Here is a 13,481-nt window from a genome sequence, read left to right as displayed (position 1 = left end):
TCAATGAAAAAGAGTACTGAAATCCAATCCCTACCCATCATCAACATTTCGGACGGCAGTGAAATCGGGAAGGTTCGCTCCCTTGTTGTCAACCCTGAGAAAGGATCAGTCGATTTCCTGACAGTGGAGCATGAAGACTGGCAGATCAGCGTAAGGGCGATCCCGTTCAAAAAGGTCGTGGGAATCGGTGAATACGCCGTCACGGTGGAACATGAGAATGCCGTCATCGACCTGAATGAAATCCCCATTGCCAACTCCCTTGTGAACAAAAAGATCCGGGTGACAGATACCCGCCTCATGACGAGGAAGGGACAGATGATCGGTGAAATCGTCGAGTTCCATGTGGACGATGAGAGCGGCGCGATCCGGACCCTCGAAGTGAAAAGCAAGAGTGACACGTACTATCTGGACTCTCCTCATGTGCTGACGTGGGGAAAGGATATCGTCATCGTGAAAGAGGATGCTGCCGAGTACTTCCGGGAAACCCTCGTAGAAGTAGAAGTGGAAGTGGAAGACATTTCGACGCCGCAGGAAGTCGTTGCCATGCAGGAACCGGTTGTCATGCAGGAAGCAGCTGCCACGCAGGCTGACGGGCTGAAGGACATCGAAAACAGGCAAATGGAACTTCTTGTTGGAAGGCAAACGGCAGATGATATATTCAGTCTCGAAGGGGAACTGCTCATACCGAAGGGTGCGGAGCTGACCCGGACGAACATCCAATCGGTCAAGGAAGCGGGTCCATCCGTCTTTGTTGAATTGACCATGAACATCAGATAAGGGGGCGCATCAGATGAAAAATCGGCGCCTGATCCAATTATTGGCACCTATGTTCATCATGACCGTTTTATACGTCGGTGTATCGCAGCTGGGTGTTTTCCTTTATGAAAAAATAACCTCGGTTTCGTTCATACAAAACGCAGAGGCAGCATCGGTGGACCTGTCGGGGAAAACAAGGAAGCAGGCCGTAAAGCTTCTTGAAACGAAGGTCGAATCGTGGAAGGGGGAGCAGGAAATCATGCTCTCATTCGATGGGCGGGACGTCCTTCTGGATTCCGATGCCGTCGCATTCCATTTCAAAGAATCTGTCGGGGCACTGAAGGAACAGGGGAATTCTCCATTAATCGTTTCCGTCGATGAAGGCGGTTTGAACGGCTTTATAGAGGAACGATTCCCAGGATATCAGCTGGATCAGTTTCCGGGACTTCAGAAAGAAATCATGGATGCCACGTCCATGCTGAAGGTGGAGGGAACGATCGACCTGGATGAGTACTTCGAAGGGGAAGAAAATGTCTTCTATGCAGGGGAGCTCGATAAGATCGAAGTCACTCCGGGGCTTTCAGCGTTCGTTGACGCCAATCCTGTGATCGATATCCCTGCAAATGCACGATTTTCGTTCCTGGAGTTTCTTGATTCAAATGGTTCTTCAGTGAGTTCTCCCGACGATCTCGGTCCGGTCGCTTCCTTGCTGTACGAGCTGATTTTGCACACAGACCTGGCGATTGCCGAGCGCAATATCTCCATGGTTCTCCCGTCTTATGCAACCCTCGGTCTTGAAGCGAGGGTGAATCCTGTCACAGGACAGGATCTCGTATTCATGAATGCACGGGATTCAGCTTATACGGTGACCTTCTCCCTCCATGACAATACTTTGAAGGCACAGATTTCCGGCATGGCGAGCCCGTATGAATACAAGGTGAGGACGACCGGGAAGAAGGAATATCCGCCGCGCGTCGTGAAGCAGTTCAGCGCCTTCATCCCCCAGGGGGGCCTTGCGACCACACAGGAAGGCAAGAAGGGACGGCTGATCACCGTCTACCGGGATAAGTATTCTTCCGACGGAGATGTGATCGATGAAGAGCGGGTCAGTGAAGATTTTTACGCACCGACAAATCGCGTGGAAATCTGGCCGCTTAACGCCGCTGAAACGGATGTAACCCTATCGGACGAGGTATCCGTACAGGATCAGGAAAATGAAGATGGAAGCAGTGAACCGGACAGTGAAGGAAGCACGGAAGGCATCCGGGAAGATTCCCCCGAGATCGAAGGGGATGACGACGCCGATGAGGAAGAAAGTACATCGGATGAGCAGCAATCAGCAGACGGCAACAAAAATGGAACAACGGATAAGAAGGATTCATCCGATGTGAAAACCGCCCCGAAGAAGAAAAAGGAAGAAAAGTGAAGGAGGGTAATCCATGACGACAACCCGGAAAAGGCTTGGGGATCTCCTGGTCGAAGCGGGGATCATCTCTGAAGAGCAGCTTCAGGAAACGCTTGCCGACAAAGTGAAGGGTCAGAAGACGGGAGATGCCCTCCTACAGAAGGGCTTCATCACGGAGCAGCAGCTCATCGAAGTGCTTGAGTTTCAGCTCGGTATTCCCCACGTCAGCCTGTATCGCTATCCGTTCGAGGCGAACCTGTTTCACCTGATCCCGAAGGAGACGGCCAAAAGGACGCTGATGATTCCGCTCAAGACAGAGGGGGACCGCCTGTTTGTGGCCATGAATGACCCCCTTGATTTCTACGCCATTGAAGATTTGCGATTGGCGACGGGTTTTAAAATCGAGCCGGCGATCGCGACGAAGGATGATATCCTCAAGGTCATCAATAAATATTATGACCTTGAAGAAGGGTTCGAAGAGCTTTTCCGTGAGGAGCAGGTGCAGGTCGATGAGCCGTCCGTAACCGATGCGGAGTCGCCCATCGTGCGCCTGGTGAATCAGATCCTCTCCAATGCGGTGACGCAAAAGGCGAGTGATATCCATATTGATCCACAGGAAACCAAGGTGGCGATCCGCTTCAGGGTCGACGGCATCCTCCGGACAGAGCGGAATCTTCCCAAGCATATGCAGAGCATGCTCCTTGCCCGCCTCAAGATCATGGCCAACCTGGATATCACGGAGTTCAGGGTTCCACAAGACGGCAGGATGAAGGCGAATGTCGATGTCCACCCAATCGATCTCAGGGTTTCCACCCTCCCGACCGTTTATGGTGAGAAAATCGTCCTTCGACTCCTTGATCTCGGCTCGCAGCTCAATGACCTACAAAAGCTCGGCTTCAATAAAGTGAACCACCGGCGGTTCATGAATCTGATCAAACAGCCGACGGGCATCGTCCTCATCACGGGGCCAACGGGGTCGGGGAAATCATCGACCCTCTATGCCGCACTCAATCATCTTAACAGTGAAGAAGTAAACATCATCACCGTCGAAGATCCCGTCGAGTATCAGCTTGAAGGCATCAATCAGATATCTGTGAACCATCAGGTCGGCCTGACGTTCGCGAAGGGGCTCAGGGCGATCCTGCGCCAGGATCCCAATGTGATCATGGTAGGGGAAATCCGTGACAAAGAAACGGTCGAAGTATCGATCCGTGCATCCCTCACAGGGCATCTCGTCCTGAGCACCCTTCATACAAATGATTCGATCTCCACCATCACCCGTCTTCTCGACATGGGGGTGGAGCCGTTTCTTGTCGCGTCTTCCCTGAGCGGAGTCGTCGCACAGCGGTTGATCCGCAGAGTCTGCCGCGACTGCAAGCAGGTCGTACCGGCCACGGCCCGTGAAATCGGGATCTTCGCCAAAAGGGGCATGAAGATTGAGACCATCACCCGTGGAACCGGATGCTCCTCCTGTAATATGACGGGGTACAAGGGGCGGATCGCGATCCATGAAATCCTAATGATGAATGAAGAAATGAAGAAAGTCATCCTGAACGACGAGCCGATTTCGAAACTGCGGGAGCTCGCCGTACGCAACAAAACCATATTCCTTGTGGATGATGGACTTTTGAAGGTGAAACAGGGATTGACGACAACGGAAGAAGTGTTACGAGTTTCAATAGCAGAGTAGGTGAAAACATGAAAGATAAAATAGATGCTCTCCTCAGAAGCGCGTATGAACTCGGGGCCTCAGACATCCACCTGACCGTCGGGGCGCCGCCGGTATTCCGCATTCATGGGGACCTGAAACGGTACGGGAAGGATGCCCTCTCCCCGGAAACGACCGAGGGGATGGCAAAAGCATTGATTGCCCCGCCCATGTATACGAGCTTTGAAGACGCAGGCGAACTTGATTTCTCATATGGTATCCCAGGTGTATCCCGGTTCAGGATCAATGCTTTCCGACAGCGCTCCTGCGTGTCCCTGGCGATCCGGGTGATACCGACATCGATTCCAACAATGGAGGATCTGTTCCTTCCCCATGCGCTGAAAGGGATCGCCGGAAGGCCCCAGGGCCTCTTCCTCGTGACGGGACCGACGGGCAGTGGGAAATCCACGACCCTAGCGTCCATCATCGATCATATGAACAGGACGATGAGGAAGCATATCATCACCCTGGAGGACCCCATCGAGTATCTTCACCGCCACGGCAGTTCCATCATCGATCAGCGGGAGGTCGGTTTTGATACGGGTTCTTTTTCCAGAGGATTGAGGAGTGCTCTGAGGCAGGACCCCGACATCATCCTTGTGGGGGAAATGAGGGATCTTGAAACGATCCATACGGCCATCACGGCTGCGGAGACGGGTCACCTCGTGCTGGCGACCCTTCATACCTCCAGTGCGCCGGCAACCATCGAGCGCATCGTCGATGTTTTTCCGCCTGAGCAACAGGCACAGATCCGCGTCCAGCTTGCGTCCGTCTTGACGGGCATCCTTTCGCAGCGCCTGTTCCCGACCGTGGACCGGAAAGGCCGCCGTGCTGCGACGGAGCTCCTGTTGAATAATGCGGCAGTGGCCAACCTCATCCGTTCGGAGAAAGTGCATCAAATCCAAAACGTCATGCAGACGTCGCGGGCTTCGGGCATGCATCTTATGAGCGACAGCGTCCAGGGACTGTACGAGGCGGGGATCGTCTCCAAGGAAATGGCGCTGCCCTATATCCGGGAGGGGGCGTAGATGGCCAGGTTCAAATATACGGGCCGCGACCGCTCGGGTCCTAAGAACGGTGTGGTCACGGCGTCAAATAAGCGGGAGGCCCTCCTGCAACTGAAAAAGCTCGAGGTGAGGGTGATCGGGATCGATGAGCTTCCGGAGACCCTGCTGACCAAGGATCTGGCCATCGGGAATTCGGTGAAGCTTCGCCACCTCCTCATCTTCCTGCGGCAGTTCGCCACCTTGCTCCAGGCGGGAGTGACCGTCGTGGATGCCACCCACATCCTTTCGCGGCAGACGGAGAGCAAGCCCCTGTCAAGGGCACTGGGTGAGGTGGAAGAGAACCTCAGGGGAGGACATCCCCTCTCAGAAGCCCTCGGGAAGCATGGGAGGATCTTTGAGCCCCTCCTCATCAATATGGTGAGGGCGGGGGAGGCGTCGGGGAGCCTCGATGAAACTCTTGACGGACTGGCCACGCACTACGAGAAACAGCATGCCACGAGACAGAAGATCGTATCGGCCCTTACCTATCCGGCCGTCGTCGCCGTCCTTGCCCTCGGTGTCGTCATCTATCTCCTGACCTCCGTCGTCCCGACCTTTGTCGACATGTTCATCGACTTCGGGGGAGAGCTGCCGGCCATCACGAAATTTGTCATCTCCGCCAGCGAATTCATGCAGCGGTTCTGGTACATCCTGATCGGTCTCATATTCCTTCTTATCCTGGGGATTGCTCTGTTGAGAAAGAATAAGGAAACGAAGTACCATCTCGACTACGTGATCCTCAGGCTGCCCATATTCGGGAAGATGCTCCAAAAAGCCGTCCTTGCCAGGATGACACGGACCCTGAGCTCCCTATTCTCAAGCTCGGTTCCCATACTCCAGGCGCTGTCGATCGTGGAGCGGGTCGTCGAGAATGAAGTGGTGGCAAAGGTCATCTCGCAATCGAGGAGGGCATTGGAAGAAGGGTCATCCCTTACAGAGCCCATGAAGGCCCACTGGGCATTCCCTCCCCTCGTCACGCAGATGATTGCCATCGGCGAAGAGACAGGGGCCCTCGATACGATGCTAGATAAAGTAGCCGACTTCTATGAAAAAGAAGTCGAAAGTGCCACGGACCGCCTTAAATCCTTGATTGAACCCCTCATGATCGTCGTACTGGCCGGGGTAGTGGGGACTATTGTCATAGCGATCATGGTTCCGATGTTTGAAATCTTCAACAGTGTGCAAAACTATTAAGAAGTACCTATTAAAATGTAAAAATATATAATTTTATGACAATTAATGTTGTATAATAGTCCTAGATTGTCCGACTGGCAATCCAGAAAATATCAGGAGGAATTCCCATGTTAAAGAAATTGCGTCAACGCTTGAAAAATGAGCGCGGCCTCACCCTTATCGAGCTTCTAGCCGTCGTCGTCATCCTCGGCATCATCGCAGCCATCGCGATCCCGAGCATCGGCGGCCTCATCGACAACTCGAAGAAAGATGCCCATGTGGCGAATGCAAAGCAGATGGTGAGTTCGGCGAAGTTGGAGATTTCGTCAAAAGCAGCAGAGTCCACAGCTGCTACAGAAGGTAAAGTTACCCTTGGTGAACTTGAAGAAGGTGGGTATATTGACACTCTTAAAGATCCAGACGGTGATAAGGAATCGTACAGCCGAACAGATTCGTTTGTAACATATGACGCGACAAAGAAATCTTATTCTGTAACGCTAAAAGGGAAGAAGCGTACGATAACTGGTACCTCAGATTCAATTACTCGTGCATCAGTAAATAACAATTAATAACATGATTATCTTACTATTCCTATACGGCCTCATCCTAGGTTCCTTCTACAACGTGGTCGGTCTCAGGGTGCCGTTGAAAACGTCCATCGTCACTCCTCGGTCATCATGCCCCTCCTGCGGCCACAGGCTGACGGCCAGGGAATTGATTCCCGTTCTATCGTATCTCATTCAAGGGGGGAAGTGCTCTCAGTGCAAAGAGGGCATTTCTCCGCTTTATCCGTTGATGGAATTTGCGACGGGCGCGCTTTTTGCCCTCGCTTATTATCTGTACGGCTGGCAGCCGGAGCTGCTTGTCACCCTCACCCTTGTTTCCCTATTCATGATCATTACGGTCAGTGATCTCGCGTATATGCTCATCCCCGATAGAATCCTCGGATTTTTTGCCCTCATGTTCATACTGGAACGTTTGTTCATTCCCCTTGATCTGTGGTGGGACAGCCTTCTTGGAGCTGCGGCCGGTTTTGCCCTCCTGCTGGTCATCGCCGTCATCAGCAGGGGAGGGATGGGCGGTGGAGATATCAAGCTCTTTGCTGTCATCGGATTTGTCCTCGGCGCCAAAGGGATGCTCCTCGCCTTTTTCCTGGCCACCTTGTTCGGGGCGGTATTCGGGATCATCGGCCTTGCCGCAGGCTTTTATAAGAGGGGCAAACCCATCGCATTCGGTCCGTACATCGTCGTCGGCACACTGGTGAGCGTGTTTTATGGCCGCCAGGTACTGCTTTGGTATTCGTCTTTATTCATCTAAAAGGGGTCATCGCCATGCTATCCAATCTGTTCGTGAAGAAGAAAAATCGAATTTCCCTTGTCATCAGCGACGACTGGGTGCGTTATGCAGAGGTTAAAAGCACGTCCCCCCTCTATATCCAACGGCACGGGGAGAAGCGCCTTCCCGAGGGGATTATTTCAAACGGGAAGATCCTTGAGCCGGCAATCTTGCGCTCGTTCATGGAGCAGTGCGTGGAGGAGTGGGGAATTGCAAGGCAGCATGTCCAGTTCCTCGTTCCGAACACCCAGATGATTGTCAGGCGTGTGCTGATCCCGGCCGATGTACAGGATGATGAGGTGGAAAGCCATTTGTTCATGGAGCTCGGGACAAGTATTCATCTCCCGTTCGAACATCCCCTTTACGACGCCGTTGTCGCGGGGATGAAGGACGGGAAGAAGGAAGTGATCCTCATTGCAGCGGAGGAGAAGACGGTCCTCGAGTATCAGGATCTTCTTGAGCTCTCTTCCCTCAAGCCGGTGGTAGCGGATATTTCCCCCCTTGCCCTGTACCGCTATCTTCATTTGCTTCAGCTGACCGATGGAAACGACCATGAGATGGTCCTTTTCTTCCATGAAGGATCCATCGCGGTTTCGGTGTTCCACCGCCATCAGCCTGTCTTTTTCAGGAATATTTCCCTAAGTGGGAATAGTGACGTGATGGATCCCATCCAGTCGGATGAAATCTTGAAGGAAGTGGAAAAGGTGATCAGCTTCTACCGCTACACCCTCCACGATGACGGGACGATGATCACGAAGCTGTTCGTAGGAGGAGAGCATGTCCTCTCTGAATCCTATCACTCGATGCTTGCCAACCGGTTGGAAGTCCCATCAAGGTACATCGCGAGTGAAGCGAAATCTGCCCATACGGGTGAGCCCGTACCTGCGCGGTTCCTGCTTCCGGTCGGTTTGGGACTGAAAGAGGTGCGATGATGCTTGTAGATATCAATCTATTACCTCATGATGAACGAAAACAGAGTTCCTGGCTGAAGGCGGTCATCGCCATCGCTGCCTTGGGGCTGATCCTCATCCTCACTTTTGTAATCCTCGGAATCTATCAGGGGAGAGCAGTGGATACTTTGGCGTCCCAGCTGTCACAGGAACAGAAGCTCCGTGCTCAGAAGGAAGAAAAGATCGCAGAGCTGGAATCGTTGGACACGTGGGCCAATCTCGATGCGGCCGTCAAATGGGCGGAGGGGTACCCCATGCCCATGCTTCCGGTCCTTGGCGAAGTGGTCGATGCCCTTCCTGAAAGGGGCTTTCTCGAGGAATTCACCTATACCGGGGCAGGTGCACTGGAGCTTGGCATCCAGTTCGATTCGAGCCGGGAGGCGGCCTATTATCTTGAACGCATTTCCTCAACCAAGCTCGTGAGCGATGTGAAGCTCCTTGGAGTGGAGACGGAGGCACTCGAAGAGGGGGAGGACGCTGATGCCGGGGTTCTTCCCCGGTATCTGGCACGGTACGCCCTGACTTTGGACCGTGAAGCCGTCAAAGGGACAGCGGATGAAGAGGAGGCGGGAGAATGAAGCTGACACGGAAGGATTGGAGCATCATCTCCCTCGCATTTGTATTCTTTGCCCTCCTTGTCTGGGTGGTTTATTGGTTCTTTTATCTTCCCGTTCGCGAGGAAAAAGACAGGCTCACCACCGAGATCTCCAATGAAGAAAAGCTTACCGGCGTCCTGGATGAGCGGCTGACAGCCATGAAGGGAGGTTCATTGGAGACGACCGCTGTCCTGCAGAGGGTGGTTCCGGTCAAACCTATGACGGATCAGCTCCTCATCGATCTCGAGAAAGCCGAGGTCGTTTCTGGAGGCTTGATCACCAAGATGGACTTCACGGAATCACCCATGGCGGCTGCAGCAGAAGGAGAGGGGGTGGAAACACCGGCGGGACTTCAGAAGCTCACCGCCGTCCTCACCCTCGAGGCCGATGATTACTTCATGATCGAGGGCTTCATCGAAGAATTGGAGCGTACGCAGAGGATTTTAGAAATCGAGGAAATCTCGCTGGAAGGTCCCGAGGAATTGAAAAATATGAATGATGAAACGGAAAAAATCGAATATGGAGTCACCTTCTCGACATTTTTCCTCCCTGAGGCCGAAACGACAGAAGGGGATGGGAAAGCGACAGATTCCCCTCCTTCCGCCCATAAGAATGATCCGTTCCAGCAGTTCCCGGATTCGACTGAAGGAGAGTAAGTTGGCAGAAACGGGGGAAACCCTCCGTAAATTGGCGAAAACCTCTTAGAACAAGACGACAAAAGTCTTGTTCTTTTTTTATTTGGATATGATAGCATGGAAAAAACTAGATGAGGGAGGGCGGTGATGATGGCGAAAAAGTCCAAGGTTTCGATTAAAATCAATGGTGAAAAAAAGACGTTCGACGAAGATCTTCCTGTGCATGACTGGAAGGGGGCTGAAGAGGAAATCGCCTCCGCAGAGGAAAAAGTGGACGACAAGGACTTTGAATGGGTGCTTCCGGAAGGTGATTTCCAGCCGCCGAAGGAGTATAAAAAGATCAACTATGTGTCTGGTAAGAATAAAAAACGAAAATCCTTCCGCAACCCTTTCCAGGATTCGATCAATCTCCTCATGTCCCTTGTAGGGGCGATCGTCGTCGGGGCCGTCCTGGGGTTCGGTACGCTGAAGGTGATCACGGCAACGGAAAGCGACGCGGCCCCGGCCGCCCTTCAGGAAAAACCCGTCGCCCAGGAGGAAACCACCGCTTCCAAAGTGGCAGCAGTCGAAGTGGACGGGCTCAAAACGTCCATTCTCCAAGGAGGAGTATTCTCCAAAGAGGAGGCTTTGGTTTCCATGAAGGAAACCCTGGCGACAAAAGGGATCCCGGGTGCTCAGATCGAGAAGGACGGGCAGTGGATCCTCATCCTCGGGGTGTCTGATGATCTTACGAGCGCGCGTGCCCTCGGTGAAGAGGTGAAAAAACTCGGGGTCGATGTATACGCAAAGGATTTTGAACTGTCGGCAAAAGGCATCAATGCAACAAAGGGAGAGCAGTCGTTCCTTGAAAAAGGAGGAAGTCTGTTCCAAGAACTTACCAAGGCAAGCAGCGCTGCTGTCGTTTCAGGTAAGATGGAGGCAGGTTCTGTGAAGGACATCGAAACGGCTGCCAAGGAAGTGGAAGGGATCAAGGTGGAGCAGGAGGGCTTTGTTAGCATGAAGAAGTCGCTGCAGGAAGCTTCTGCCAAAGCAGCGGCGATTTCTTCGGCGGAGGATGCCCGGGAGGTCCAGGGGGAACTGCTGAAATATGTTGAACAGTATGGTGGCCTCTGACCGTTCGACGCGTTGAGACTATTTTCTAGGAAATAATCGGGCATTTCCCCTTGGAGATGCCCTTTTTCGTGCTTGTGAAGGGGGAGTCGTTTTGGTAGTATAAATCTTGTATCTCCCAAACTGTCACTGAAAGGAATTGGTATGTGTGTCAAGCCTCATTCTTGCTTCTCAATCTCCCCGACGAAAAGAACTCCTCAAGCAGATCCAACTCTCATTCACCACCCTTAGCCCGCAAGTAGAAGAAACGTTTGAAGAAGGCATGTTGCCCGGTGATGTGGTCATGTACCTCGCTGATATCAAGGCTGCAGCCGTATCGGGTGAACACCCGGATTCCTTTGTGATCGGCTCCGATACCGTCGTCACCAAAGACGGGAAGATCCTTGGGAAACCGAAGGACGAAGACGATGCGCGTGCCATGCTGACGGAGCTGTCCGGCTCCACGCATGACGTCTATACAGGTGTGTCCATCCACCACGGCCGTGAAGTAAACCGTTTTTATGAAAGAACCACCGTCACATTCTGGGAGCTGTCCCCAAGTGAGATCGACGGATACATCGCTTCCGGTGAACCCTTCGACAAAGCCGGGGCCTACGGGATCCAGGGGATTGGCGCCAAGTTTGTCAAAGGGATCGAAGGGGATTATTATGCCGTCGTCGGCCTCCCTGTCTCGAGGGTGAACAGGACCCTAGCGGAAATGGGCTATCGAGCTTGAGGCCGTCTCCTTACTAGAAGGAGGAAACCATGGTCAAAGTTGAATCAACCCCATCACTCATGATCCGTGATTACCCGCAGGATGAGCGCCCGAGGGAGCGGCTCATCCAAAGCGGACCCGCAAGCCTCTCCAATCAGGAAATCATTGCGATCCTCCTTAGGACGGGGACGAAATCTGAATCCGTCCTCCAGGTATCGAACCGCCTCCTTACTTCATTCGAAGGCCTCAACCTATTGAAAGATGCTTCCCTTGAAGAAATCACGTCCATCAATGGAATCGGCCTTGCCAAAGCCGTCCAGCTCATGGCCGCCGTCGAACTCGGTCGGCGCATCAGCAACCTTGGATTCGATGATCGCTACAGCATCCGATCCCCGGAGGACGGTGCAAACTATGTGATGAACGACATGCGATTCCTTTCTCAGGAACACTTCGTTTGCCTATACCTCAATACCAAGAATCAGGTCCTCCACAAGCAGACCATCTTCATCGGCAGCCTGAATGCCTCCATCGTACACCCCCGGGAAGTCTTCAAGGAAGCCTTCCGCCGCTCAGCTGCCTCCATCATATGCGTCCACAATCACCCTTCTGGAGACCCCACCCCCAGCAGGGAAGATATCGAGGTCACCAAGCGACTGGTGGAATGTGGCCGCATCATCGGTATAGACGTCCTCGATCACCTCATCATCGGCGAGAAAAAATTCATCAGTTTAAAGGAAAAAGGGTATTTATGACACTAGGATTTTTCCTCCAGTTGCGGTATAATAAAGCTTATGATTTTTGCAAACAATGTAAGCATGTTTCTTAAACGTAACGGATGAGGAATCAAGAGTCATTCACACCAGAATGAGTCTTTTCGTTATGCATGAACGAATGAACCTTGTGAAAATTCAACGTGTAGAGAGTCGGACAGCTCTCTTTATAAAAAACACATACATGCCAATTGGAATCAGCAGTAGAAAGGGAGATACCAGAAATGTTTGGAACAAAGGATTTAGGAATCGATTTAGGAACCGCCAACACACTCGTCTATGTAAAAGGAAAAGGAATTGTTGTGAGGGAGCCGTCCGTAGTGGCCCTTCAAACCGATTCAAAACAGATCGTTGCCGTCGGGAATGACGCGAAGAACATGATCGGACGTACACCTGGTAACGTCGTGGCCCTACGCCCCATGAAGGACGGTGTCATCGCCGATTACGAAACGACTGCCACGATGATGAAATATTATATCAAACAAGCGAACAAGAATAAGAGTGCGTTCTCCCGTAAGCCTTATGTAATGGTGTGTGTCCCTTCAGGCATCACCGGAGTGGAAGAGCGTGCGGTCATCGATGCGACGCGTCAAGCGGGCGCAAGGGATGCCTATACGATTGAAGAACCTTTTGCTGCCGCCATCGGTGCCAACCTTCCTGTATGGGAACCGACTGGAAGCATGGTCGTTGATATCGGTGGAGGTACGACGGAAGTGGCCATCATTTCCCTCGGTGGTATCGTGACGAGCCAGTCGATCCGCGTGGCCGGGGATGAAATGGATGATGCGATCATCAACTACATCCGCAAAACGTACAACCTCATGATCGGGGACCGTACAGCTGAAACGATCAAAGTGGAAGTGGGCTCTGCCGGCGCAACGGACGGTGTCGAAACCATGGAAATCCGCGGTCGTGACCTTTTGACTGGACTGCCGAAAACGCTTGAGATCTCTGCTGAAGAAATCGGTGCGGCGCTGCGTGATACGGTCTATACGATCGTCGATGCCGTGAAGAGCACGCTGGAAAAAACGCCTCCTGAGCTTGCGGCCGACATCATGGACCGTGGGATCGTCCTCACCGGTGGGGGAGCCCTTCTCCGCAATCTGGACAAGGTCATCAGCGAAGAAACGAAAATGCCTGTATTGATCGCCGAAGAACCACTCGACTGCGTGGCCATCGGAACGGGTAAAGCCCTTGATCATATCCATTTGTTCAAAGGGAACAATAAATAAGTTTGTCTTGAAGAGGGGACGTTCTCCAATGGGTTGCTGCCATTGGACCGGCCCCATCTTTTTTATTTCGA

General features: G+C 52.6%; 14 protein-coding genes. All 14 read left to right on the top strand.

Annotated elements, in window-relative coordinates; translation table 11 throughout:
- Positions 1 to 3: 3 nt before the first annotated feature.
- The 14 genes from ABJ225_RS10180 (at position 4) to ABJ225_RS10115 (ending at position 13,410) form a co-directional block, all read left to right on the top strand.
- Positions 4 to 777: a PRC-barrel domain-containing protein gene (locus ABJ225_RS10180; RefSeq protein ID WP_347319966.1), complete on the top strand. Its 774-nt coding sequence runs from the start codon at positions 4 to 6 to the stop codon at positions 775 to 777.
- A gap of 13 nt (positions 778 to 790) precedes the next feature.
- Positions 791 to 2,182 (top strand): VanW family protein, encoded by a 1,392-nt coding sequence (locus tag ABJ225_RS10175; protein ID WP_347319964.1) that lies wholly within the window; start codon positions 791 to 793, stop codon positions 2,180 to 2,182.
- A 13-nt stretch (positions 2,183 to 2,195) separates the two neighbouring features.
- The gene (locus tag ABJ225_RS10170) at positions 2,196 to 3,851 is read left to right on the top strand and encodes a GspE/PulE family protein (RefSeq protein WP_218246300.1); all 1,656 of its coding nucleotides are present in this window, start codon (positions 2,196 to 2,198) and stop codon (positions 3,849 to 3,851) included.
- An 8-nt stretch (positions 3,852 to 3,859) separates the two neighbouring features.
- Positions 3,860 to 4,897, top strand: coding sequence for a type IV pilus twitching motility protein PilT (locus ABJ225_RS10165; RefSeq protein WP_317947487.1), 1,038 nt, complete (start codon positions 3,860 to 3,862; stop codon positions 4,895 to 4,897).
- Positions 4,898 to 6,109 (top strand): type II secretion system F family protein, encoded by a 1,212-nt coding sequence (locus tag ABJ225_RS10160; protein ID WP_347319961.1) that lies wholly within the window; start codon positions 4,898 to 4,900, stop codon positions 6,107 to 6,109.
- Between the two features lie 107 nt (positions 6,110 to 6,216).
- Positions 6,217 to 6,657, top strand: coding sequence for a type II secretion system protein (locus tag ABJ225_RS10155; RefSeq protein WP_079516484.1), 441 nt, complete (start codon positions 6,217 to 6,219; stop codon positions 6,655 to 6,657).
- Between the two features lie 4 nt (positions 6,658 to 6,661).
- Positions 6,662 to 7,405, top strand: coding sequence for a prepilin peptidase (locus ABJ225_RS10150; RefSeq protein ID WP_347319959.1), 744 nt, complete (start codon positions 6,662 to 6,664; stop codon positions 7,403 to 7,405).
- Positions 7,406 to 7,419: 14 nt separating this feature from the next.
- Entirely contained in the window at positions 7,420 to 8,355 is a 936-nt protein-coding gene (gene pilM, locus ABJ225_RS10145) for a type IV pilus biogenesis protein PilM (RefSeq protein WP_347319957.1), read from the top strand.
- Positions 8,355 to 8,951, top strand: coding sequence for a PilN domain-containing protein (locus ABJ225_RS10140; RefSeq protein ID WP_309516422.1), 597 nt, complete (start codon positions 8,355 to 8,357; stop codon positions 8,949 to 8,951). Before pilM ends, ABJ225_RS10140 begins: the two co-directional genes overlap by 1 nt.
- The gene (locus ABJ225_RS10135) at positions 8,948 to 9,625 is read left to right on the top strand and encodes a hypothetical protein (RefSeq protein ID WP_347319955.1); all 678 of its coding nucleotides are present in this window, start codon (positions 8,948 to 8,950) and stop codon (positions 9,623 to 9,625) included. The genes ABJ225_RS10140 and ABJ225_RS10135 overlap by 4 nt, the downstream gene beginning before the upstream one ends.
- Positions 9,626 to 9,754: 129 nt before the next feature.
- Positions 9,755 to 10,717 (top strand): hypothetical protein, encoded by a 963-nt coding sequence (locus ABJ225_RS10130; protein WP_347319953.1) that lies wholly within the window; start codon positions 9,755 to 9,757, stop codon positions 10,715 to 10,717.
- 145 nt (positions 10,718 to 10,862) lie between these two features.
- Entirely contained in the window at positions 10,863 to 11,429 is a 567-nt protein-coding gene (locus ABJ225_RS10125; protein ID WP_238281619.1) for a Maf family protein, read from the top strand.
- A gap of 29 nt (positions 11,430 to 11,458) precedes the next feature.
- Complete coding sequence (gene radC / locus ABJ225_RS10120) at positions 11,459 to 12,160, top strand: RadC family protein (protein ID WP_053426435.1); 702 nt, start codon at positions 11,459 to 11,461, stop codon at positions 12,158 to 12,160.
- 242 nt (positions 12,161 to 12,402) lie between these two features.
- Positions 12,403 to 13,410: a rod shape-determining protein gene (locus ABJ225_RS10115; RefSeq protein ID WP_053426436.1), complete on the top strand. Its 1,008-nt coding sequence runs from the start codon at positions 12,403 to 12,405 to the stop codon at positions 13,408 to 13,410.
- Positions 13,411 to 13,481: the final 71 nt, after the last annotated feature.

The organism is Rossellomorea sp. RS05 (assembly GCF_039822645.1).
GTDB classification, from domain to species: Bacteria; Bacillota; Bacilli; order Bacillales; family Bacillaceae_B; genus Rossellomorea; species Rossellomorea marisflavi_B.
Note: the sequence above shows the minus strand (reverse complement) of the source record. Positions and strands in the feature narration are given on the sequence as shown.